Source organism: Natronospirillum operosum, assembly GCF_004768465.1.
GTDB classification, from domain to species: Bacteria; Pseudomonadota; Gammaproteobacteria; order Pseudomonadales; family Natronospirillaceae; genus Natronospirillum; species Natronospirillum operosum.
This window is the reverse complement of sequence record NZ_SRMF01000003.1, coordinates 384,103-406,135: the sequence shown is the minus strand read 5'-3', so window position 1 is coordinate 406,135 and position 22,033 is coordinate 384,103. Positions and strand designations below refer to the sequence as shown.

At 57.5% G+C, this 22,033-nt stretch carries 22 protein-coding genes; 8 read left to right on the top strand and 14 right to left on the bottom strand.

Annotated features, from left to right (window positions below):
- Positions 1 to 70: 70 nt before the first annotated feature.
- From E4656_RS10765 to phnD, 6 genes are all read right to left on the bottom strand, one after another.
- A complete protein-coding gene (locus tag E4656_RS10765) occupies positions 71 to 859 on the bottom strand; it encodes a DeoR/GlpR family DNA-binding transcription regulator (protein ID WP_135483227.1) in 789 nt (262 codons plus the stop codon).
- 36 nt (positions 860 to 895) lie between these two features.
- A complete protein-coding gene (locus E4656_RS10760) occupies positions 896 to 1,696 on the bottom strand; it encodes an HAD-IIB family hydrolase (RefSeq protein WP_135483226.1) in 801 nt (266 codons plus the stop codon).
- 73 nt (positions 1,697 to 1,769) lie between these two features.
- Positions 1,770 to 2,579, bottom strand: a complete 810-nt coding sequence (gene phnE, locus E4656_RS10755) for a phosphonate ABC transporter, permease protein PhnE (RefSeq protein ID WP_135483225.1) — start codon at positions 2,577 to 2,579, stop codon at positions 1,770 to 1,772.
- Positions 2,573 to 3,379, bottom strand: a complete 807-nt coding sequence (phnE, locus tag E4656_RS10750; RefSeq protein ID WP_135483224.1) for a phosphonate ABC transporter, permease protein PhnE — start codon at positions 3,377 to 3,379, stop codon at positions 2,573 to 2,575. The genes phnE (E4656_RS10755) and phnE (E4656_RS10750) overlap by 7 nt, the downstream gene beginning before the upstream one ends.
- Positions 3,376 to 4,176 (bottom strand): phosphonate ABC transporter ATP-binding protein, encoded by an 801-nt coding sequence (gene phnC / locus E4656_RS10745; protein WP_135483223.1) that lies wholly within the window; start codon positions 4,174 to 4,176, stop codon positions 3,376 to 3,378. Before phnC ends, phnE (E4656_RS10750) begins: the two co-directional genes overlap by 4 nt.
- Before the next feature lie 73 nt (positions 4,177 to 4,249).
- Positions 4,250 to 5,191 (bottom strand): phosphate/phosphite/phosphonate ABC transporter substrate-binding protein, encoded by a 942-nt coding sequence (gene phnD / locus E4656_RS10740; protein ID WP_205849184.1) that lies wholly within the window; start codon positions 5,189 to 5,191, stop codon positions 4,250 to 4,252.
- Between the two features lie 507 nt (positions 5,192 to 5,698).
- Here phnD and ahpC point away from each other — a divergent pair.
- The 3 genes from ahpC to E4656_RS10725 all read left to right on the top strand — a co-directional run bounded on the left by ahpC (position 5,699) and on the right by E4656_RS10725 (position 9,115).
- A complete protein-coding gene (ahpC, locus tag E4656_RS10735; RefSeq protein WP_135483221.1) occupies positions 5,699 to 6,265 on the top strand; it encodes an alkyl hydroperoxide reductase subunit C in 567 nt (188 codons plus the stop codon).
- 85 nt (positions 6,266 to 6,350) lie between these two features.
- On the top strand, positions 6,351 to 7,946 hold the full coding sequence (gene ahpF, locus E4656_RS10730; RefSeq protein ID WP_135483220.1) for an alkyl hydroperoxide reductase subunit F: 1,596 nt from the start codon (positions 6,351 to 6,353) through the stop codon (positions 7,944 to 7,946).
- Between the two features lie 245 nt (positions 7,947 to 8,191).
- The gene (locus E4656_RS10725) at positions 8,192 to 9,115 is read left to right on the top strand and encodes a 5'-nucleotidase (protein ID WP_135483219.1); all 924 of its coding nucleotides are present in this window, start codon (positions 8,192 to 8,194) and stop codon (positions 9,113 to 9,115) included.
- 24 nt (positions 9,116 to 9,139) lie between these two features.
- On the opposite strand, the gene E4656_RS10720 is transcribed toward E4656_RS10725, so the two are convergent.
- A complete protein-coding gene (locus E4656_RS10720) occupies positions 9,140 to 9,379 on the bottom strand; it encodes a hypothetical protein (protein ID WP_135483218.1) in 240 nt (79 codons plus the stop codon).
- Positions 9,380 to 9,578: 199 nt separating this feature from the next.
- Between E4656_RS10720 and E4656_RS10715 the strand changes: the two genes are divergently transcribed.
- Positions 9,579 to 11,231 carry a BCCT family transporter gene (locus E4656_RS10715; RefSeq protein WP_135483217.1) on the top strand — a complete coding sequence of 551 codons (1,653 nt, stop codon included), beginning with the start codon at positions 9,579 to 9,581 and terminating at the stop codon, positions 11,229 to 11,231.
- 74 nt (positions 11,232 to 11,305) lie between these two features.
- Here the strand turns inward: E4656_RS10715 and E4656_RS10710 are convergent, their stop codons facing one another.
- From E4656_RS10710 to E4656_RS10685, 6 genes are all read right to left on the bottom strand, one after another.
- Complete coding sequence (locus E4656_RS10710) at positions 11,306 to 11,611, bottom strand: helix-turn-helix domain-containing protein (protein ID WP_135483216.1); 306 nt, start codon at positions 11,609 to 11,611, stop codon at positions 11,306 to 11,308.
- On the bottom strand, positions 11,592 to 11,975 hold the full coding sequence (locus E4656_RS10705; protein ID WP_135483215.1) for a type II toxin-antitoxin system RelE/ParE family toxin: 384 nt from the start codon (positions 11,973 to 11,975) through the stop codon (positions 11,592 to 11,594). The genes E4656_RS10710 and E4656_RS10705 overlap by 20 nt, the downstream gene beginning before the upstream one ends.
- Before the next feature lie 45 nt (positions 11,976 to 12,020).
- Positions 12,021 to 12,848 carry a carbohydrate ABC transporter permease gene (locus tag E4656_RS10700; protein WP_135483214.1) on the bottom strand — a complete coding sequence of 276 codons (828 nt, stop codon included), beginning with the start codon at positions 12,846 to 12,848 and terminating at the stop codon, positions 12,021 to 12,023.
- 2 nt (positions 12,849 to 12,850) lie between these two features.
- Positions 12,851 to 13,753 carry a carbohydrate ABC transporter permease gene (locus E4656_RS10695; RefSeq protein ID WP_135483213.1) on the bottom strand — a complete coding sequence of 301 codons (903 nt, stop codon included), beginning with the start codon at positions 13,751 to 13,753 and terminating at the stop codon, positions 12,851 to 12,853.
- Between the two features lie 63 nt (positions 13,754 to 13,816).
- Positions 13,817 to 15,100 carry an ABC transporter substrate-binding protein gene (locus tag E4656_RS10690; protein WP_135483212.1) on the bottom strand — a complete coding sequence of 428 codons (1,284 nt, stop codon included), beginning with the start codon at positions 15,098 to 15,100 and terminating at the stop codon, positions 13,817 to 13,819.
- Positions 15,101 to 15,127: 27 nt separating this feature from the next.
- Positions 15,128 to 17,479, bottom strand: coding sequence for an alpha-L-rhamnosidase (locus E4656_RS10685; protein ID WP_135483211.1), 2,352 nt, complete (start codon positions 17,477 to 17,479; stop codon positions 15,128 to 15,130).
- Positions 17,480 to 17,672: 193 nt separating this feature from the next.
- On the opposite strand from E4656_RS10685, the gene E4656_RS10680 reads away from it, so the two are divergent.
- The 4 genes from E4656_RS10680 to kduD all read left to right on the top strand — a co-directional run bounded on the left by E4656_RS10680 (position 17,673) and on the right by kduD (position 21,212).
- Entirely contained in the window at positions 17,673 to 18,689 is a 1,017-nt protein-coding gene (locus E4656_RS10680) for a LacI family DNA-binding transcriptional regulator (protein ID WP_135483210.1), read from the top strand.
- Positions 18,690 to 18,821: 132 nt separating this feature from the next.
- Positions 18,822 to 19,445: a bifunctional 4-hydroxy-2-oxoglutarate aldolase/2-dehydro-3-deoxy-phosphogluconate aldolase gene (locus tag E4656_RS10675; protein ID WP_135483209.1), complete on the top strand. Its 624-nt coding sequence runs from the start codon at positions 18,822 to 18,824 to the stop codon at positions 19,443 to 19,445.
- A gap of 150 nt (positions 19,446 to 19,595) precedes the next feature.
- Complete coding sequence (kduI, locus tag E4656_RS10670) at positions 19,596 to 20,432, top strand: 5-dehydro-4-deoxy-D-glucuronate isomerase (RefSeq protein WP_135483208.1); 837 nt, start codon at positions 19,596 to 19,598, stop codon at positions 20,430 to 20,432.
- Between the two features lie 18 nt (positions 20,433 to 20,450).
- A complete protein-coding gene (kduD, locus tag E4656_RS10665) occupies positions 20,451 to 21,212 on the top strand; it encodes a 2-dehydro-3-deoxy-D-gluconate 5-dehydrogenase KduD (protein ID WP_135483207.1) in 762 nt (253 codons plus the stop codon).
- Positions 21,213 to 21,244: 32 nt separating this feature from the next.
- On the opposite strand, the gene kdgR is transcribed toward kduD, so the two are convergent.
- Entirely contained in the window at positions 21,245 to 22,030 is a 786-nt protein-coding gene (gene kdgR / locus E4656_RS10660; RefSeq protein ID WP_135483206.1) for a DNA-binding transcriptional regulator KdgR, read from the bottom strand.
- Positions 22,031 to 22,033 lie beyond the last annotated feature (3 nt).

Sequence of the window (22,033 nt, the reverse complement as noted above, 5' to 3'; positions counted from 1 at the left end):
GTCTCGGGATGAAGGATGACGGGTTCCCAGTCTAGCCCGTTCGGTGAATGACGGGAAGGTCAGGGAGACCTCAGATGGAAGCGGCTTTCAGGCTCTGCCCTCGTCTGCTGCATTCGACAATCTCTACCGTGTCCGGAAGACCAATCCGATACTGATCTTCGATGAAGTCGGTATAGAAGACGTCCACATACCTGAATGTGGCCACCTTGCAGGAGGCGCTTTGCAACCACTTGCTGTGATCTGCGACAAACAGACGGCTGCGCGTGTTGGCAATAATGGCTCGACTCACTTCAGCCTCCCGAATGTCGTGCTCCATGGGGCCATTGCGCACATCCATGCTGGCAGCGCTGAAAATGCCAAAATCCGTATGGAAGGAGCTGAAAAAGTGCGTTACCTCCGGCCCCACCACATCATGGTCGTTGTGCCGGTACTGGCCCCCCGACACAATGACTTCGATATCGGGGTTGCTCGACAGGGCGGAGGCAACGCTGAGGTTGTTGGTCAGAATCTTCAGTGACTTGTGATTGATCAGCGCGCGGGCCACGCATTCGATGGTACTGCCCACACCCAGGCTTACTGAGGCATTCTCAGGAATGGCCGCTGCGATACGTTCAGCTATCGCCTGCTTGGCTGCTATATTGGTGACCTGGCGAGCACTGATGGGACTGTTGATTGAACTGGCAGGCAGGCTGACCCCGCCATAACGACGACGCAACAAGCCCTGTTCACACAGCTTGTTGATATCCCTGCGAATGGTCTGTGGGGTGACGCCAAAGCGACGCGCTATGTCATCGACTTCAACATGCTCTTCTTCCCGCGCCCATTCGAGGATGCTGTTCTGTCGTTCTCTGGCGCCCATTAGGATCGATACATTATCAGTAAACCTGTTCTTATTCTATACAGCCCCGGCAGGCTGTGTATCAGCAGTGGGCAGCCGGCTCAGCCAGGCGGCGGCCAGTTCGGCAAAGCCCAGCCCACAGCGCTGCCGGGTAATCACAGTCGGCTGATGCATCATGGCATCCAGATGCCGCCTGATATTCGCCACACCGACACTGTTCGGAAAGAAGCTGAACATGGATTCGTCATTGGGTGCATCGCCAACAAACACAGCCCGTTCTTTCAACTCTTCCGGCTGCAGTCCCAGCAGTTGCTCACCCACCCGCAGAGCCATGGCGCGCTTGTCGAAATCGCCCAGCCAGACATTCAGGTGAATGGAGCTCCGACGCACGTTGAACCCCTGTTCACTCAGCGCCTGCTGCAGTGTTGCCACCTGGGCATCTGACAGGCGTTGCTGCTGGTTGTAGTCCACGGCCACATCCACCAGCCGGAAAGGCTGATCTGTCGCCAGCGCCGGCCGGAAGCCCACTTGCAGCCGGTCAACGGCAGCCAGAATTCTCGCCTGATCGGCCCTGTGTGTCTCGGCGTCCTGCCAGTAACGCCACTGCGTGATCTGGGGCTCAATCCGCTCGATGCAAAAGCCGCCACCTTCGCCAATCACCGCCCGTACCGGCCAGGTGCGAATGATCTGGTCACACCAGCCGGCACAGCCTCCGGTAACGGGAATGACCCTTACACCGGCAGCAGCCAGCCTGCACAGGGCCAGATAGGTCTCGGGCAACAGCTGACCGTTCGTGGTCAGGGTGTCATCGACATCGGTGAACAGGATATCAGTATGACGGAAGTCGATTTCATTCATGTTACTGCTCTCCCCAGAACAGGGGTCGACACCCCATCCCAATGAACAGGGCGGGGGGTCGACATGATCACGGTCAGATCACCTTCTTGCGCAGCGCGCTGGTAATCGCTTCACCAATGATGACCAGCACGATGATGGCCAGCAGGATGGTGGCCACTGTCTGCCAGGCAAAGGTGTCTATGGAGCCCTGAAGCAGCACACCGATGCCGCCGGCACCTACCAGTCCCAGGACAGTCGATTCGCGGATGTTGATATCCCAGCGCAGAATCACGATAGCGAAGAACGCCGGCATGACCTGTGGCACAACGGCATACATCACCACTTTCATCTTGCCGGCTCCAGTGGCCAGCATGGCCTCCACGGGCCGCCGATCAATCTCTTCGATGGCTTCACCCATCAGCTTGCCGATGAAACCGATGGAGCGGAACATCACAGCCAATATGCCGGCCAGCACACCGGGGCCAAAAATGGCCACAAACAGCAAGGCCCATATGATGGTATTGACCGAACGGCTGGAGACCAGAATCAAGCGCCCCAGCCAGAGGGTGATCCGGTTGGGTGTGGTGTTCTGCGCCGCAATATAGGACACCGGAAGCGCAATAAACACCGTCAGCAACGTAGCCAGGGTGGCGATGTGCACGGTTTCCAGCATGGCATTGAGGATGGCGGACCAGGCACTGAACTCCGGTGGCCACATGCGGGCACCGAGGTTCTGTATCTGGTTGGGGGCATCCCAGACCCAGGGCCAGAAGATATCGATGTCACGGACAGTCCAGACCACCAGGACAACAGTCGCCAGATAGACCGCATATCGAATCCACTGCTCTCTTGCATCATAACGGGACCAGACTCTCTCGGTCAGTTTCGCAGCATGATCTACCATATCTTCTTCCTCACCCAGCCACTGATGCCTTCACTGAGCAGAATCACACCGATGATCAGCAGCAGGATGGCAAAAGCGAAATCATAGTCGTAGCGGCCAAATGCATTCATGAGCGTGCCGCCAATACCGCCCGCACCGACAATGCCCACAACGGCGGAGGCGCGTAGATTGCTGTCGAGCTGGTACATGGACAGCCCGATCTGGCGCGGCATGACCTGAGGAAAGACACCATAGATCAATGTCTTCATGTAGCCAGCGCCGACGGAACGCATAGCCTCCACCTGACCCCAGTCAATCTCTTCGATTTCCTCCGCCAACAGCTTGGCCACAAAACCGATGGAGTACAGAGTCAGGGTCAGCACGCCCGCCAGCGGGCCAAAACCGACGGCCGCCACAAACAGAATGGCCACAATGACCGGGTGAAAACTGCGCGATATAATGATGATGGCGCGTCCCAGCAGATAGATCGGCTTGGGGGCAATATTGCCTGCGGCCATGACCGCTATCGGCACGGACAGCATCACACCCAGCAGGGTGGCGAGAAAGGCAATCTGAAAGCTTTCCTTGAACCCGGTCCACAACAGACCGGCCCGTTCAAAGCTGGGCGGAAAGGCGCCGCCAAAGATACGTGCAGCTCGCGGCAGGCCATCAGCGATGCGCTCCCAGTTGAAAGGCAGAGTGGAAAAGGCCCAGTAGAGGTAGGTCAGCGTCAGCAGCAACAGGCCATAGCGCAACCAGGGGTTGGCAATAAATGGCTGTTTCTTCCAGACCCGACCCGGAGTGATCCGAGTGTCTGTCATGCCACGGCCTCCCGAGCCTCATGGCCTTCGTCACTGTCGGCACCTTCCTCTTCCGGTGATTCTATGCCGCCATAGATGGCATCCAGGGCATCCTGATTGAAGTCTTTCGGCGCCCCGTCAAAAATCATCTGGCCATGGCGCATGCCCACGATGCGGTCTGTGTACATCCGGGCCTGGGTGACGTTGTGAATATTGATCAGTACCGGCAGCGACATTTCACTGGCGAGACTCTGCAGCAGTCCCATGATCTGCTGGGAAGTCTTGGGATCCAGCGAGGCCGTCGGCTCGTCAGCCAGCAGAATCTCGGGCTCCTGCATCAGGGCGCGCACCACCGCGACGCGCTGGCGCTCCCCGCCGGAAAGCTGATCAGCCCGTTTGTTCGCATAGTGGCTGATGCCGACGCGGTCCATCAGATGGAAGGCGCGATCAATATCCGTCTGCGGAAACCGCCGGGTTACAGCCTGATAGAAGGAGACATAGCCCAGACGCCCGGCCAGAACATTTTCCATTACGCTGAGACGGTCAATCAGATTGAACCCCTGAAACACCATGCCGATCTTGCGTCGGGCTCGACGCAGTTCACCGCCACGCAGATTCACCAGTTCATGGCCGTTCAGCCTGATCGAGCCGGAGGTGGGCTCAACCAGACGGTTGATGCAGCGCAGCATGGTGCTCTTGCCGGCACCGGAAGCGCCCACAATGGACACCACGCTGCTGCCATCAACAGTGAGGTCCAGCCCTTTCAGCACAGGATCATTGTGTCCATAACGTTTGACGAGGTTGGATATTTCTAACATGAGTTCAACTCCAGGGTGATCACACTCTCACCGGTTGCCCGGTGAGAGTGCTGCAGACGCGTTAAGCCACCAATTATTCGAGATTGTCGCGGGTGTACCGGACACCATTGGCTTCCTGAATGGTCCGGATCACACGCCAGTTGTCCTGATAGTTGATCGGGATGAAAGTCTCGACGCCTTCAAACTCCTCCCCCAGTGCAGTACCGGCAAACTCGAAGGTATAGAAGGCTTCGCGAATCTTCTCGACCAGATCAGGATGCAGATTGTGCGCATGATTGTATGAAGTGGTCGGGAAACGGTCGGATTCCCAGATCAGGCGGACATCTTCCTCATCGTACAGGCCGCGAGCGGCCATGCGCTCAACCACTTCCGAGGCGACAGGAGCCGCATCATAGTCGCGCGCCACTACACCCAGCATGGACTGGTCATGACTGCCCGAGAAGGTAACTTCATAGTCTTCACCCGGCATGATACCCAGCTCGGGAAACAGGGCCTGTGGCGCCTGGTTGCCGGAATTTGAAGTCGGTGAGGTATGGGCTACGCGCTTGCCGACGAGGTCTGCCATTTCATGAATATCGGAATCCACATGGGTATAGACCTGCAGCGTATAGCCAAACTGCCCGGAATCAGACCCCATCAGGGCAAACGGAACGGCGCCAGCCAGATTGACCGCAAAAGGCGTTGGGCCGGTAGAAAAGCCGGCAATATGCAGACGGCCACTGCGCATGGCTTCGACCTGAGCGGAATTGGACTGGACAGCGAAGAAGCGCACATTGCGACCGGTCACTTCAGACAGATGATCGATGAATGGCTGCCAGATATCCGAATAGATGGCCGGATCTTCAACCGGAGTGTAGGCAAAAATAAGTGTATTGGGGTCCTGCCACTGAGACTCGTCAGCGGGCAGGTCGGCAACCATATCGCCATTTTCATCACAATAGATGGTGTCCAGCGCACCGCGCTCACAGTCAGCCAGTACCTTGCCACTGGCGGCAAACGCCAGCACGGAAGTCATGAGCGCAATGACCGGAAGGTTGCCGGAAAGCAGTCTGTTCCTGATTTTCATTGTGGGTCTCCAGATTGGATGGGTCCATCACATTCGGGCGGTTTGCCATACATTGAACATCTCCGATGGACCAGCATCACAGGGTTTTGTTTTTGTTGGATGTTCAATTGAACATTTAAAGTATCACCAAACGAACAAAATGAAAACAGATAGTTGGATTTCGAGCAGAAAGCAAAGCAATGTGTGAAGAAAATCGATGGCCACTTTCAATCTGATGATCGATCGAACACTTGGTTTGAGCCAGAATTGTCGACCGTACAGGGCTCCACAGACACCTACCATGCAGGCCAACAGATAGCCGAACCCACGGTGTCACGATTTCCTCCAATAGGCGGGAGCTATCAATAGCCTAGTTAATATATATTTCATTGTTTGATATAAATTTTCTATTATCTGTCCCGTCTTCAGGACACAGCCACAAGGCTGGCACATCCATCACTTAAGGAAGGAGCAATCATGTCCTCGTTAGTTAACACCGAAATCAAACCGTTCAACGCCACGGCATTTCACAATGGCGAATTCGTTCAGGTTTCCAGCGAAGACCTGAAAGGCAAGTGGGCGATCCTGTTCTTCTACCCGGCCGACTTCACTTTCGTCTGCCCGACCGAACTGGGTGATCTGGCCGATCACTACGAAGAGCTGCAGAAGCGCGGCGTCGAGGTGTATTCCGTATCCACCGACACCCACTTCACGCACAAGGCGTGGCATGACAGCTCCGATACCATCGGCAAGATCCAGTACCCGATGATCGGTGACCCGAACGGCGCCATCACCAACAACTTCGGCGTCATGCGCGAAGGTCAGGGCCTGGCCGACCGTGCCACCTTCCTGGTCGACCCGGATGGCATCATCCAGGCCATGGAAATCACTGCCGAAGGCATCGGCCGTGACGCCTCCGAACTGGTACGCAAGGTCAAGGCGGCCCAGTACGTGCGCGCCAACCCGGGTGAAGTCTGCCCGGCCAAGTGGGAAGAAGGCGAAGACACCCTGGCGCCCTCACTGGACCTGGTTGGCAAGATCTGAAGCCTGCACGGCATCACGACTCGGGCTGCCTCCGGGCAGCCCTCTTTTTATTCTGCCTGAAGCCACTTCAATGCAAGGACACGCCATGCTTGATGCAAACATCAAAAAACAGCTGGACAGTTACCTGGCCCACATTGCTCGACCAATCGAATTGAGCGTGTCTGCAGGCCAGACTGACAAGGGCCGGGAACTGCTTTCACTGGCCGAAGAAATTGCTGCCATGTCGGACCAGATCAGCCTGCGGCAGGTTGAAGCCGACCGCACACCGAACATGAGTGTCGCGCCCCAGGGCGAGACACCGCGCGTACACTTTGCCGGCATCCCCATGGGCCACGAGTTCACCTCGCTGGTACTGGCGCTGCTGCAGGCCGGTGGTCACCCGTCCAAGGCCGACCCGGCACTGCTGGAGCAGATTCGCGACCTCGATGGCGACTACGAATTCGAAACCTTCATCTCTCTGTCGTGCCAGAACTGCCCGGACGTGGTACAGGCGCTGAACCTGATGGCCACCCTGAACCCGCGCATACGCCACACCATGATCGACGGCGGCCTGTTCCAGGACGAAGTCGAGCAGCGTGAAGTCATGGGCGTACCGGCCGTCTTCCTGAACGGCGAGCCGTTCAGCCAGGGCCGCATGAGCCTGGCCGAAATCGTCAACAAGCTGGACACTGGCGCCGCCGAACGGCAGGCCGCCAGGCTGCAAGAGAAAGGCCCCTATGATGTGCTGATTGTCGGCGGCGGCCCGGCCGGCGCAGCAGCCGCCATCTATGCCGCGCGCAAGGGCATCCGCACCGGCCTGGTTTCCGAGAACTTCGGCGGCCAGGTGGCTGAAACCGTCGGCATCGAGAACATGATCTCCATGCCCTACACCGAAGGCCCCAAGCTGGTCGCGCAGATGGAGCAGCACGTCAAGGAGTATGACGTCGACATCATCACAGATCAGCGCGCCGCCGGCATTCGCGCCGGTGAGTATCTGGAACTGGATCTGGCCAGCGAGGCTACCCTGCGCAGCCGCGCGGTCATACTGGCCACCGGCGCCCGCTGGCGCGAGCTGTCGGTACCCGGCGAGCAGGAATACCGCAACAAGGGCGTGGCCTACTGCCCGCACTGTGACGGCCCCTTCTACAAAGGCAAGCGCGTCGCTGTGATCGGCGGTGGCAACTCCGGTATCGAGGCCGCCATCGATCTGGCCGGCATTGTCGAGCACGTTACCGTGCTGGAATTTGCCGACACACTGAAGGCCGACGACGTGCTGCAGCGCAAGGCGCAGTCCTTGCCCAATGTGGAGATTATCCGCAATGCCCAGACCACCGAGGTCACCGGCGACGGCAAGAAGGTCACCGGCCTGTTGTACACGGATCGAGCCACGGGTGAATCCCGCTCGGTCGAGGTCGCCGGTATCTTCGTTCAGATCGGCCTGATTCCGAACTCGGAGTGGCTCAAGGGCAGCGACATCGAACTGAGCCGCTTTGGCGAGATCGAGATCGACGCGCGCGGTGCCACCTCCATGCCCGGCGTCTTCGCCGCCGGCGACGTGACCACCGAGCCCTACAAGCAGATCGTCATCGCCATGGGGGCCGGCTCCACCGCTGCCCTCAGCGCCTTCGACCACCTGATCCGCACCCCGGATCCGGCGCAGGTCGAGACGGCAGAGGAGAAAGGTGAACTCGAAACCGCCTGAGGCCCTCCGCCGTGGGAGCGCACCCCATGCGCGATCGGCCAGGGGCTGGCCTCCTACGGTAGGAGCGCACCCCGTGCGCGATGGGCCGCAGGCCCCGTTCACAATCGGCCAGAGGCTGGCCCCCCACGGTAGGAGCGCACCCCGTGCGCGATGGGGCCCGCAGGCCCCTGATGCAGTGCAACTCTGGTAAAGTAGGCCCATGGAACCCACCGTCTGCATGCAACGGCAAGGACAAAGATCAACACATGCCCTACCCCATTGAAGAAAAGCTGGTCATTGCAGTCGCTTCCAGTGCGCTGTTTGATCTGCGCGAGTCGGATCAGGTGTTTCGCGAGCAGGGGCCCATTGCCTACCGGGCCTATCAGGAAGAGCATCTCGAGCAGCCGCTGGGCAAGGGCGTGGCCTTTCCCTTTGTGCGCCGCTTTCTCAGCCTGAACACGCGTTTCCCGGACGAGATGCCGGTGGAGGTGGTGCTGCTGTCACGCAATTCGGCCATTACCGGCAAGCGGGTGTTTCGCTCCATCGAGCACCACGGCCTGGATATCAGCCGTGCGGCCTTTCTCGAAGGCAAGTCGCCCTACCCCTATATTCCGGCCTTCAATGCGGCGCTGTTTCTGTCGGCCAACGAAAGCGATGTGTCCAAGGCCATTGATTACGGCTACCCGGCCGGCACCGTGCTGCCCACGCGCATAGTGGACGAAGAGGGAGACCCGGAGCTGCGCATCGCCTTCGACTTCGATGGCGTCATTGCCGATGACACCTCGGAGCGGGTGTACAAGGACGGCCAACTGGAAGACTTTCATCAGCATGAGACCTCGAAGGCGCACATCCCGCACGAACCTGGTCCGCTGGCCGACCTAGTGCGGCGGCTGTCGCTGATCCAGCAACTGGAAAACCGGGCGCTGGACAAGGACCCCGGCTACAAGCGCATCCTGCGCACGGCCATTGTCACCGCACGCAATGCACCGTCACATGAGCGGGTCATCACCACACTGGAGCACTGGGGTGTGGATGCCAACGAGGTGTTTTTCCTCGGCGGCATGCGCAAGCGGCGCATTCTTGAAGTACTGAAACCGCACATGTTCTTCGACGACCAGCGCAGCCATCTGGAATCACAGGGCGGCGAAGTCCCGATGGTGCACATCCCCTTCGGGATCGCCAATCAATAGCGCCGGCTCAGCATGAGCAAGTACTCACTCCGAACGCAACTGGTCGCGTGTCGAAATCAGTTTGGCCTTGATGGTATTCAGCAGTTTGGCGGCCCCAAACAGGCGAATGGCATAAGCGATGGCCAGCCCGAAGATGATGGCAAAGAACATCGAGATACCGACCCGGAACATCAATGCGGTAAAGAAGGCGGCCATGATGCAGGTGCTGATTTCCACCAGGTGATTGACGATCCAGTCGCGTGTGGATTGGCGAGGTGCTGTCATTCCGTGCTCTCCTGTTCGAAGGCCCTTGACGGGCCGGATACTGCAGCTTAACAGAGTACCGGCGACAGACTGAACCTTTCAGCAGGCTGGCAGCAGCCATCAGACACTGGACTTGTGCAGACTGTCTACGCCAGACTGCGTATCGTTGCCGGGCTTCCCGCAAACCGTCCAACCAGGATAGCCATTCAAAGGACCCTCTATGTACACCGTCAGAGCCGTGCGCGGCCTGTTCAAGGGCGTCAACCCGAGAACCACCCTGATCACAGTCGTTCTGATGCTGGCCATGCTGCTGCTGGGCACCCTCTGGTCAGAGGCCACGGCCCGTGCCATTGGCAGTTTTCGAACCCATCTGAATCCCTTTCTGGAGTGGTACTACGTCCTGCTGGTCGCGTTCATGCTGCTGTTCATGATCTGGCTCGGCGTCGGTCGCTACAAGAATGTACGCCTGGGGGATGACCGGGAAGTGCCCGAGTTCCGCTTTTTTTCCTGGATCAGCATGCTGTTTGCAGCCGGTACCGGCGTCGGCATCCTGTTCTGGGCGGTGGCACAGCCGATCATGCAGTTCCAGGGCAACCCCTTCGTGGAGCAGGGCGGCAGCGCCCGAGCCGCCACCGTGGCCATGCAGCTCTCGTTCTTCCACTGGGGGCTGCACGCCTGGTCGATTTTCTCCTTTGTGGCCCTGGTGCTGGCCTACTTCGCTTTCCGCAAGGGGCAACCGCTGACCATCAGCTCGGCACTGCATCCGATCATCGGCAAGCACGCCTACGGGCGAGCCGGTGAGCTGGTGGACATTCTGGCCGTGGTAGCCACCATCTTCGGTATTGCCACCACTCTGGGTCTTGGCGTTCAACAGATGAACACGGGCTTGGGGGAAGTATTTGGACTGGATTCCTCCGTGCGCCTGCAGCTGTTCATTATCGCCGTGCTGATGGTGATCTCCACGGTGACGCTGGTCTCCGGTGTGGAACGCGGCATGCGGCTGATTTCGGAAGCCAACTTCTGGCTCAGCCTGACCGTGGCCGGCGCCATCCTGGTGCTGGGGCCGACCCAGTATCTGATTGCATCCACGCTGGAGGCCTTTGGCGAGTACCTGCAGAACCTGCTGAGCCTGGCCTTCTATACCCATGCCAATCAGCAAAGCGACTGGCAATCCGAATGGACAGTATTCTTCTGGGGCTGGACCATGGCCTGGTCGCCCTTTGTCGGCATGTTCATCGCGCGTATTTCGCGCGGCCGCACCCTGCGCGAATTCGTGTTCGGGGTGCTGGTGGTACCGACCCTGATCAGCACCGTCTGGATCGGCCTGCTGGGCGGTTCGGCACTGTATCAGGAGCTGTTCGGTGACGGCGGCATCGTGGAGGCGGTGAACGAGGATGTCACCCTGGCCCTGTTCGTCACACTGGAAGGCATGGACATCGGTTTCATGGGGCTGGTGCTTTCGGCGGTGATGACGCTGCTGATCGGCACCTACCTGATCACCTCCGCCAACGCCGGCACCCTGGTGGTCACCACCATACTGGCCGGCGGCGACGCAGACCCGCCCAGGCGACACCGCATTCTGTGGGGCGTCATACTGACCCTGCTGACCGGTGTATTGTTGCTGGCCGGGGGGCTGGAACTGCTGCAGTCGGCCGTTGTGGCCGCCGCCCTGCCATTTTCGGTGATTCTGCTGCTGATGCTGATAGGCACCCTGCGCGCCCTGCACCAGGAACGCTTTGCCGAAGGCCCAGGGGTGCGCCGCGAAGCACCGCACGAACCCTGGGTAGTGAACGAACAGACCGGCAAGCGCGCGCTGGCCTATGATGTGGAGCGTGGTCGGGGGCTGCGGAAGAAAAACCCAAGTAGCCAGTGATGACCTGCTGACGGTGCTGAGAACTGAACGGGGTAATTTGTGACGCCACTATCTGTATCTCCGGCGTACACTCATCAGATAATGGCCTGCAAACCCTTGTCGGCGATAACATTAAGCAGTTTGAGCGCCGGGCCAGCCGGACGTGTTTCGCCCTGTTCCCACTTGCGCACCGTCGAGGCGGTGGTGTGCAGATGATGAGCGAATACTGGCTGACTGAAGTGCAGCCCCTCACGCAGACGTTTAATGTCGTCAGCACTGAACTCACGCACTGGCGGGGGACAGATTGCGTCGAACTCGCGCATCGTCACCTTGCTGACTGCGCCAGCATTGTGCAATGCGTTCAGGTCACTGCGCAGGGATTCAATGATTTTGCTCGTCACAACACACCTCCAGTAAAACACCAGCCTGCAATGCCTTTACCAACTCCCTGGCTGACAACTCCAAAAATACCTTGCCGGCATATTGCAGGGCTCTTTTCTCGTCTCGAGTAATGTTCGCCTTGTTGCTTTTCGGGAACCCATGCAAGAATACATAGCGGTGGCCGACACGGACCGACAATAATGTACGGTAGCCACCCCTCTTGCCCGCACCGGGACGGGCGACTCGCTTCTTGTATAGATGGCCGCCCAAGTCAGCATCAATCAGTCCACTTTCCATTTCCTGTACCGCCTTGCACAGGTCCGCGTCGGACAGTTTCTCGCCCGACTGCCAGCGTGCAAAATCCTTTCGCTTCAACACTTTCATACTCAAAACCATACCCGTTACGGGTATGATTGTCCAGTCCTTGCATCAACCCTTTATGGCACCCGATGTCATGCCCGATACGATTTGCCGATTGAAGAACAGGAACACAATCAGCATGGGAATGGTGATCACCAGAATATTGGTAAACAGCAGGTTATAGGAGGTGTTGTACATGCTCTGGAAATTGTACAGCGTCAGTTGAATGGTCACATTCTGATCTCCGGGCAGGTAGTAGAGCGGATGCACGAAGTCGTTGAAGATCACCACCGACAGCACCACGATATTGGTAACCGTGACGGGTTTCAGCAATGGCAGCATCACCTTGAAGAACAGTGATACCGGACCGGCACCATCCATGATGGCGGCTTCATCCAGCTCTCTGGGTATGGTCGAGAAGAAGGCCCGATAGAGAATAATGCCAAAGGAGATATTGTAGGCCACCTGTATCAGCACCATGCTGTGCAGTGTGCGAAAAATGCCCAGTTCCTGCAGCAGCCAGATTGTGGGTACGATGGCCGGCGGAATCATCAGACCAGACAGCACCAGAAAGCCGATCATCTTGTTCCAGGATGTCTTGCGTCGATTCAGCACAAAACCAACCATCGCCGAGAAGATCACGATCAGAGTCACACTGAACACTGTGATGAAAGCGCTGTTGAAAAAGGCACGGACAATCATGAAGTCACGCACCTGAATCACCTGGATCAGGTTCTCTATCAGGTGAATCTCGCTCGGCCACGAAAGCTGCAGCAGAGATGCTTCTTGACGCGATTTCATGGCCGTGAGGGCCACAAAGGCAAAGGGCACCAGGAAAAACAGCGCAGCCCCAGCATAGGCCAGCACAGACACTACAAGTTTGCGGGTCCCGTACATGGTCAGCTTTCCTCCCGGTTCAGGTAAGCCACGATTGGCAGCGCCACCACTGCAATCACGAGAAACAGAGTGACGTTGCCTGCTGTTGAAAGCCCATAGAACCCGGCCTGATACTGCTTGTAGATGACCGAAGCCAGTACATCCGATGAGAAGCCAGGACCTCCGCGCGTCATGGCCCAGACCAGATCAAAGGTACGCAGGCCGTCAATCAGACTCAGCGTAATAACCGTCGCCACTGCCGGTCGTGACAGCGGTACAGTGATCCGCCAGAATTGCTGCCAGGCATTGGCACCGTCCAGTCGGGCGGCTTCGTAGTAATCGGTGGGTATCGATACCAGGCCAGCGATCAGGATCAGGGTAGCCAGGCCAACACCGCGCCAGATCTCCACCAGAGCCACCGAATAGATGGCCAGGCTGGGAGAGGTCAGCCAGCGCGGGCCCTGAATGCCCATATATTGCAGCGCCGTATTGATAACCCCCTGATGGGGCTCCATCAGTACGGTAAAGGTGATGCCTATCCCGATCGTACTGACCAGAACCGGGAAAAATATCACAGAGCGCAACAGGCTGCGCAGGTAGATGTTGGACGTCAGCAGCACCGCCAGCATCATGCCCAGAGCCACCTTGCCGGCAGAGGTGGTAAAGCCAAAGATAAAGGTGTTGATCAGGCCTCTAAGCAGAAAAGGCTCTGCAAAGAATTCGCGAAAGTTGTCCAGCCCGATGAAGCGCTGATCGAACAGAGTCCAGTGCGTCAGACTGAAATAGAAGGACGCAAAGGTCGGCACCAGAAACATCAGGCCATAGACCACGCCCGCCGGGATGTAAAACCAGAACGGATAGAAGGAATCGATGCTGGGCGCCTTCTGGACCCGTTGCGATGCAGTACGCCGAAGCAGCAGAGTCATGGTGAGTTCTCCGTCTGGAAGTGCGGTTCCGCCCCCCGGAGGCGACGGAGCCCGGTTACCGCGTCAGTTCCAGCCATCAAGGCCGAGCTGGCGGGCCTGGCGACGCACGTCGCGGTCGTAAAGCTCGGCACCGGAACGGGCATCTCTGATGCCGGAGCCAATTTCCACTGTAATCTGTTCCAGGGAAGGCCCTTTAACCGGAGACAGAAATTCCAGCGCTGGCGCGTTGCGCTCGGGGTCTTCAAAATAGACCAGCATGTCAGCGACCGGCTGCGGTACATCATCCGGCAGGCCACAACCTTCGATCAGAAAGGGCCCGGAAGCACCAATCTCATCAATAATGACCTCGCAGCCTCTCGTGCTGGCGACAAAGGCCAGAAAGTCCTTGGCTTCGTCTATGTGGCTGCTGTCCTGATTGATGTAGAGCGAGCCCGGCATCCACACAGTAAGGCCGTTGGCATCAGGACTGTCCCCAGGCTGGGCAAAGAATCCGACGTTGTCGACCTGATCGCCAAAGGTTTCAACTATCGCTGAAATGGCAAAGGTCAGCATGGGGTAGTGGGCGCCTTCACCCTCAACCAGCATACGAAGGCCGTCTTCATAGCCTGCAGAGTCATAGTTGGTATTGAAATACCCGGCTTCATGAACCGACTGCATGCGCTCGAAACTGCGCAGAGCAGGTGTACTCTCGGCAAAGGTTCGATTACCGGCGGTGAACTCAGCATGGAAATCCGGGTCTTCCTGCATGACGTTAAAGTAATCCGCCAACACAAACAGCTGAGAAGTCCAAGTGTCCCGGAAGGTACCGATAACAGGAGCATAACCCGCTTCGGCAATCACGGTATTGTTGTCCATGAATTGATCCCATGTGGTGGGAACTTCAAGACCCAATTCTGCGTAGATGTCTCGATTGTACAGGATGCCGCCACCCATGCCGGCTTCTGCCGGTACACCGTAGATACCACCGTTGGCTTCCACGACTGACTGGAAGGACGGCAGCACATTGTCCATGAAGGGCTCGTTACTCAGATCTACCAGCGTCCGGCTCGGGTTCAGTGCCTGCAGCAGTGAGCCCGAGTTGTAGAAGAACAGGTCCGACATCGAACCCGTTGCCAGCCGTGAGCGCACAATGTTGTCCCCCTCGGAACCACCGGGTCGTACTTCTACTTCAATGCGGACTCCGGGGTTCTCTTCCATATAGGCATTCACCAGAGCGTTGGCCGCAGCCAGACTGTTCGGTGAATTGTCAGTCAGGAGATCCAGGCGGACGTCGTTCGCCATTGCCGACCCGGCCATCATCAGGGCCAGGATGCTGACGAGTGGGCGGTATGACTTTGTTGTTTTCATAATAGTCCTCGCTTGCGTAGTCGCAGTTTATGATTGTTTGGCGGTCTGATGCGCCTGCATTGCTCGATTCAGGCGGGGAAGCCTGAACTCGATTTGATGGGCCCCGGACGGCAAGCTGAGCACCTCGCTCAGTGATGTCGGCTGCCCGTTCAACCTGATGTCAGTGGCCGACTCGGCCAGGGAAAAACAACCTTCTGCGGATGCAGGGATATCGACTTCATAGGTCACCCGGTCTCCTGCCACGTTCCAGCTGGCAGAAATCTGGCCGAGATGACAGCGATGCGACGCCTTTACCGGCCCCAGTTCAGGCAGAATCACCGGCTGCATATTGATAACCCGGAAGCCCGGCTGATCTGCGTCCGGACAGATACCGGCCACACTTTCAAACAGCCACTGGCAGACTGCACCGTAGGCATAGTGGTTGTAGGAATTCATGTCCGGTTCGAAGATGCTGTCGTCTTCCCGGATGGCATCCCAGCGTTCCCAGATGGTGGTTGCACCCTTGCGGACCTGATAAAGCCAGCCCGGCACCGACTCCTGCAGAAACAGTTCTGCAGCCAATTCGGGCTCACCGGCCTTGATCAGCGCCGGCAGCAAGGCAGGAGTACCGATGAAGCCGGTGCCAATTGTCTTTCCGGTGCGTCGTATGGATTCGACGAAGTAATGCCGGGCAGCGGCGCGCAGTTCGGGCGGCACCAGATCATGCAGAATGGCCAGGGCGTAAGACGTCTGGTCGTTGTAACCGATGCGGCCAGAGGCAGTAATAAACTCTCTGGCAAAGGCCTGACGAACATCATCAGCCCGACTTTTCAGTGCCGAGGCATCTGCCTGGCGATCCAGTACTTCAGCGATCCGTGTCGTATTCGTCAGCGCGATGTAGAGATAGATGGTGGCCGCAGCATCATCGCCAATGGTGGCATTGGGTTTCTCGGTCGAGCCTGAGGGCTGCAGCCAGTCGCCAAAGCTGAAACCCCGCTCCGACCACTCCCGGGGCGGACGCACTATAGGCCCCTCACTGATCGACCAGACAAAATCGATCCAGCGCTGCATGGCCGGATAGGCCTCTTCCAGTGCAGCCCGGTCTGCATAGTGCAACCACAGAGTCCAGGGCATAACGTGGATCACGTCTCCCCAGCCGGTGCTGCCCACCATATTCGGCATGCGCGACCCGTCACGTCGCACGGGGTTGGGCACCACATGAGGGATTGCACCTTCATCGGTCTGCTCGGCAATCACATCACGCATCCAACTGCGCAAGAAGGCATGGCTGTTGTGGAGGTAGCAGGCGGTGCCGGCAAACACCTGAGCATCACCGGTCCACCCAAGTCGCTCGTCACGCTGAGGGCAATCAGTAGGCGCTTCGATAAAGTTGGACCGCTGCGACCACAGCGTATTGCTGACCAGTTGATTGACCAACGGGTGACCGCACTCAAAATGGCCTGTCTGTTCGCGCACCGAGCTGATGGGTATTGATTGAATTGCCTGCAGACGAGCCCGACCGCTCAGGGTCACGCGAACATAGCGGTAACCCATGAAGGTGAACCAGGGTCGATAGGTCTCCGGCTCACCGCCCCTGCACTGATAGCGCAGTATGGCCTCTGCAGTGCGGAAATTTCTATTGTCTATGGTGCCATCCGGCCCCAGTATCTCGGCATGCTCGACCAGCACTTCATCACCCGCATCTCCCTGCACGGTAAAGGACACATATCCAGCCAGGTTCTGTCCGAAATCGACCGTCAGTCGTCCATCGGCGTCTTCCCAGCTTGCGACCGCTTCGAAAGGCTCGAGCTCACGCACCGGAGTGGTTTCCTGAGCAAAGAGGACTGAGTAGTCCAGAGGCAGCACATTGACCGAGCCGGCAAAGGCACCCGGCTTCTGCCCGGCATCATAGTGCTCACCGAAATAGATGCCGCTGCGACGAATCGGTGTCACCCCGGAAAGCCAGCTGGCATCTGTTTTCAACAGCACCTCATCGTCGGCGCTGCGAATCTCTGCCAGGGCACCCAGCCGGTCGCCCCAGGTGTTGGTCAGGGCCGCATCCTTCCACATCATCTGGGAACGCAACCAGCCGTCCGCCAGCCAAATCTCGATGTGATTCGTGCCTTCCTGCAGCAGTGCGGATACATCGTAAGTCTGATAGGCCAGCCGCAAGTCATACGGCGTCCAGCCCGGGGTCAGAATGTCCTCACCCACGCGCCTCCCATTGATAAAGCAGCAGTACAGACCCCAGGCGGTGATGTAGAGTGTAGCCTCGGCAGGCAGGCCTCCGGACAGACTGAACTCCCGGGCCAGAGCGGGCGCAGGGGCGCCGACTCCGGAATCAGTTTCCGGGCCGATCATCAGGGCAGTCCAGTTTATGGAGGGCAGAGTATTCATCATAATTCAGGTCTCCGGCGCCATCAAAGCACGCGGCCTGCAAGAGGCATATTGAGCTAGTGATAGCGTCACTGCTTATTTTTGTATAACGTTCTACAATTCATGTTAATCAAGAACTTCCGAATTGCAACCATAAAATTGCAAATTCAATAAAATTCGATCAAATTGATTCAGGAACGAGCACGCCGGACAGACGATGAAACAGACCGGAAAACGCGTAACCATCAAGGAAGTAGCAGAAGATGCACAGGTATCTGTTGCTGCCGTTTCAAAGGTTCTGCGCAACTCATACGGCGTCAGCGCCAAAATGAGAGAGCGGGTGGAAGCCTCCATGCGCAAGCTGGACTACCGCCCGCACACTGCAGCCAGGGGTATGCGTGGCAAAACCTACACCATAGGCATCCTGCAGAATGATCTGCGCAACCCCTACCTCCCGAACATCTTTGATGGCGTCATTGAAGGCCTCGAGGGGACTGGTTATCAGCCCTTGCTGGGCGTCGGGCAATCGCAGGTGCCACTGGAAAGCGCCCTGATCAACTCCATGATTGATCGCCAGATGGATGGCCTGATCATGATTGCACCCCGACTGCCGGAACCAGAGCTGGAGCGCATCGCACGCCAGATACCGACCTGTGTGATCGCTTATCATCATGACCAGGAAACTGCTTTTGATACCGCCAATTTCGACAGCCATCTTGGAGCCAGAATGGCCACAAAACACCTGCTGGCACAGGGCAGCCGAAACCCCGTCATGCTGAGCCTGGCGCTGCCCGAAAGTGACGCCACCAATGTCATTCGGCAACGGGAACTGGGCTTCATGGCAGAACTCGAAGCTCATGGAATAGAGACAGAAAACCGGGTGACCTACAGCCACTTCGACGAAGCCAGAACCCAGCAGGTTATCCATGACCTGCTCAACAGCAGCGAGCCGCCCGACGGCCTGTTCTGCTGGAGCGACATAGTGGCCCTGGATACGTTCACTGTGGCCGAGTCACTGAACATCCGCGTACCGGAAGCGCTCGCCGTAGTGGGCTATGACAACACCTTCGATCAGCGTCTGCGCCCTTTCGGACTGTCCAGTCTGAACCAGTCCGGGCACCGTCTTGGTTCGGAAGCTGCGCGCCTGTTGCTGGAGCGCATCGGCGGGCGTACCAAGGCGGAACATTCGTTGTTCAGGCCGGAGCTGATCGTGCGAGGCAGCTCAGCAACCTGATCCGCCAGATCACCTCGCCACCCCATGGGCCCGCTCTGTATCGTCGTTTTCTCGTTTTAAATTGAAATACTATTTCAATTTTTTTAGTATAGTGTTCTTAAAACTGTTGAAGACGAGTTCGGTGAGAAACCTATGAGTGATTCTGAGCGCATGGAAGTACTGCTACAAAAGGCCAATCCAGTGATGCCGGTACTGGCAATAGATGACCTGAGGGATGCCATACCATTGGCACAGGCTCTGGCTGCAGGTGGCATGACTGTGCTGGAGGTGACATTACGCACACCGGCTGCGCTGGATGCCATCAGGGAAATGAAGCAGATCCCGGGCCTGACAATCGGGGCTGGCACGGTCATGACCCCCCGACAACTGGAGCAACTGCAGGCGGTCAATGCCGATTTCGCCGTCAGCCCCGGCGCCACAGACACCCTGTTGAAAGCAGGGCAGGACATAGAGCTGCCCTTCTTGCCTGCAGTGGGTACGGCCTCTGAAATCATGCGTGGAGTCGAGTATGGGTATCGGCACTTCAAGTTTTTCCCCGCAACCGTTATGGGTGGCACTGCGGCTCTCAAGGCTTTTGCAGGCCCGTTTCCCGAGCTGAAGTTCTGCCCTACCGGAGGGGTCAACCCGCAGAACATGGATGACTTCCTTGAGCTGCCCAATGTGCTCTGTGTAGGTGGCAGTTGGCTGGCACCAAAGACACATATTCAGGACCAGGACTGGCCGGCCATCACAGCTCTTGCTCAACAGGTCGATTAATAAAACAATGTTTTATTTTATTTGACATACATGTTTCATGTCGTCAGGATGCACCCATTGGTCTGGCCTGAGCAGGCCTCCAGCAGGGTTTTGCGGTCTGCAAATGCCCTCGCTGGAATCATTCATTCCTCAAAGTACTACGGAGGTGCCATGCAAGTACGTCAAAGCATGCACAGTGACTATTTCAAACAGCTGGATACACAACAGATCCGCGACGAATTCCTGGTACAGCCAGTTTTCCAGAAAAACGACATTACACTGACCTACAGCCAGATCGATCGGATCATCGTGGGCGGCATCCACCCCGTGGACAAGGCCGTTGAACTGACTGCCGACCTTGGTGAGTCTTTGGGCGTCAGCTATTTTCTCGAACGTCGTGAATTGGGCGCCATCAACATCGGTGGCGCAGGCGTCGTCGAGGTTGACGGGGAGACCTTTGAAGTAGGCTCGGAAGAGGCCATCTACATCGGGAAGGAGTCGGCAAAGATTCAGTTCCGCAGCGCCGATCCGAAAAATCCCGCAAAGTTCTATTACAACTGCGCCCCAGCCCATGTGCGCCATGACACCCGCAAGGTGACACTGGAAGAGGCGTCGCCCACTACACTCGGAGAAGCCAAGTCGAGCAATCGGCGGACCATCTACAAATACCTGGTACCGGATGTGCTGCCCACCTGCCAGTTGCTCATGGGCATGACAAAACTTGAAGATGGCAGCCTCTGGAACACCATGCCGTGCCATACGCATCAGCGCCGCATGGAAGTGTATTTCTACTTCAACATGGCCGACGATGCCGCCGTGTTCCACTTTATGGGTCAGCCGCAGGAAACTCGACACATTGCAGTACACAACGAACAGGCCGTGATCTCCCCGAGCTGGTCCATCCACTCAGGCGTGGGCACCCAGAGCTATACCTTTATCTGGGGCATGGTCGGTGAAAACCAGGTCTTCACCGACATGGACCACATCGCTGTTCCGGATATTCGCTGATCTGACAGGAGAATGAGTATGAGTGCATCTCAGTTCGACCTGCGCGACAAGGTCGCTGTCATATCCGGATGCAACACCGGGCTGGGCCAGGGAATGGCTCTGGCTCTTGCCGAGGCTGGCTGTCACATTCTGGGCGTCAACTACAGCGAGCCCAAGGATACGAAAGCGCAAGTGGAGTCACTGGACCGTGGCTTCGTGAACATCCATGCCGACCTGCGCAAAACAGATGCTATAAAGGAGATCGTCGAAACGGCGGTCAATCACTTTGGCCAGATTGATATTCTGGTGAATAATGCCGGCATCATAAAACGCAATGATGCCTATGATTTCACCGAAGAAGAATGGGACGACGTGCTCAATATCAATCTGCGGACCTTGTTCTTCATGGCTCAGGCCGTCGCCAGACAATATAGAAAGCAGGGAAATGGCGGCAAGATTATCAACGTTGCGTCCATGCTGTCCTATCAGGGTGGCGTCCGGGTACCGTCCTACACAGCATCCAAGAGCGGCGTCATGGGTCTGACGCGGGCGCTGGCCAATGAGTGGGCCGCCGACGGCATCAACGTGAATGCCATTGCCCCGGGCTACATGGCCACCAACAATACCGAGCAACTGCGCAAGGACCCGGACCGCAGCCAGGAACTGCTGGGGCGCATTCCGGCAGGGCGCTGGGGCACACCGAACGACATGAAAGGCCCGATCGTGTTTCTGGCCTCGCAGGCCTCAGACTACGTCAATGGTTTCACTCTGGCGGTGGACGGAGGGTGGTTGGCCCGATGAAATCGGGCTTTTCTTCTTTTTCTGCAAACCCTTCAGAAAGGGTAGTCGCGGCAGCCGAGTTCAGAAGATATCTGACGGGCTGCATCGTGCAGGAGCTGAATAATGTCCTGTTTGCGAGCGGGGTCATACCGTATCACCGGCAATGAAATGCTCATGCCGGCGATCACCTTGCCGAAGCGATCAAACAGCGGCACCGCAATGCAGCACAGGCCGTCTTCCATTTCTTCAAAATCTTCTGCGTAGCCATTCTCTCTAGCTTGGCTCAACAAGGGCATGACGTCGTCGGCGCTTCGCGGGCTGTTCTTCGTGTAGGCTTTGTAGGTAGCGCGGCGCAGTATGGTTTCGGCGTCGTCTTCAGGCAGCCAGGCAAGCATCACCTTGCCCAGTGCGGTGCTGGCCAACGGGTTGCGGAACCCTATGCGGGACTGCATCCCAAGACTGTATCGAGAGTCAATCTTGTGGATGTACACCACACTGTCTTCTTCATGGGCACCCAGGTGAATGGTCTCCAGGGTCTGTTCAGACAGCTTGCGCATATGCACATCGGCAATACGAATCAGGTCGACATTCTGCAGTGCCATTGAGCCCAATTCGAACAATTTCAGGGTCAGGGAGTATTTGTCGCTGTCCCCGTCCTGATGCACATAACCAAGGCTTTTCATGGTTTGCAGAAAGCGATACACCGTACTCTTCGATGTCATGACCTTCTGCGACAGCTCAGTCACACCGATACCCCTGGTTTCCCCCAGCGCCTGCAGAATGCCGAATACTTTCAGCACTGACGAGACCGAGTCCGGTTGTTTGGCATTCTTGGTCATAGT

Bases quoted from the DNA above. Each gene is read 5' to 3' on its own strand.
- E4656_RS10700 (WP_135483214.1), bottom strand. From the start codon at position 12,848: ATGTACGGGACCCGCAAACTTGTAGTGTCTGTGCTGGCCTATGCTGGG.
- E4656_RS10715 (WP_135483217.1), top strand. From the start codon at position 9,579: ATGTACACCGTCAGAGCCGTGCGCGGCCTGTTCAAGGGCGTCAACCCG.
- E4656_RS10725 (WP_135483219.1), top strand. From the start codon at position 8,192: ATGCCCTACCCCATTGAAGAAAAGCTGGTCATTGCAGTCGCTTCCAGT.
- E4656_RS10690 (WP_135483212.1), bottom strand. From the start codon at position 15,100: ATGAAAACAACAAAGTCATACCGCCCACTCGTCAGCATCCTGGCCCTG.
- E4656_RS10720 (WP_135483218.1), bottom strand. From the start codon at position 9,379: ATGACAGCACCTCGCCAATCCACACGCGACTGGATCGTCAATCACCTG.
- phnE (WP_135483224.1), bottom strand. From the start codon at position 3,379: ATGACAGACACTCGGATCACTCCGGGTCGGGTCTGGAAGAAACAGCCA.
- ahpC (WP_135483221.1), top strand. From the start codon at position 5,699: ATGTCCTCGTTAGTTAACACCGAAATCAAACCGTTCAACGCCACGGCA.
- E4656_RS10765 (WP_135483227.1), bottom strand. From the start codon at position 859: ATGGGCGCCAGAGAACGACAGAACAGCATCCTCGAATGGGCGCGGGAA.
- phnD (WP_205849184.1), bottom strand. From the start codon at position 5,191: ATGACTTCCGTGCTGGCGTTTGCCGCCAGTGGCAAGGTACTGGCTGAC.
- E4656_RS10675 (WP_135483209.1), top strand. From the start codon at position 18,822: ATGAGTGATTCTGAGCGCATGGAAGTACTGCTACAAAAGGCCAATCCA.
- phnE (WP_135483225.1), bottom strand. From the start codon at position 2,579: ATGGTAGATCATGCTGCGAAACTGACCGAGAGAGTCTGGTCCCGTTAT.
- phnC (WP_135483223.1), bottom strand. From the start codon at position 4,176: ATGTTAGAAATATCCAACCTCGTCAAACGTTATGGACACAATGATCCT.
- E4656_RS10695 (WP_135483213.1), bottom strand. From the start codon at position 13,753: ATGACTCTGCTGCTTCGGCGTACTGCATCGCAACGGGTCCAGAAGGCG.
- kdgR (WP_135483206.1), bottom strand. From the start codon at position 22,030: ATGACCAAGAATGCCAAACAACCGGACTCGGTCTCGTCAGTGCTGAAA.
- kduD (WP_135483207.1), top strand. From the start codon at position 20,451: ATGAGTGCATCTCAGTTCGACCTGCGCGACAAGGTCGCTGTCATATCC.
- kduI (WP_135483208.1), top strand. From the start codon at position 19,596: ATGCAAGTACGTCAAAGCATGCACAGTGACTATTTCAAACAGCTGGAT.
- ahpF (WP_135483220.1), top strand. From the start codon at position 6,351: ATGCTTGATGCAAACATCAAAAAACAGCTGGACAGTTACCTGGCCCAC.
- E4656_RS10760 (WP_135483226.1), bottom strand. From the start codon at position 1,696: ATGAATGAAATCGACTTCCGTCATACTGATATCCTGTTCACCGATGTC.
- E4656_RS10680 (WP_135483210.1), top strand. From the start codon at position 17,673: ATGAAACAGACCGGAAAACGCGTAACCATCAAGGAAGTAGCAGAAGAT.
- E4656_RS10705 (WP_135483215.1), bottom strand. From the start codon at position 11,975: ATGAAAGTGTTGAAGCGAAAGGATTTTGCACGCTGGCAGTCGGGCGAG.
- E4656_RS10685 (WP_135483211.1), bottom strand. From the start codon at position 17,479: ATGATGAATACTCTGCCCTCCATAAACTGGACTGCCCTGATGATCGGC.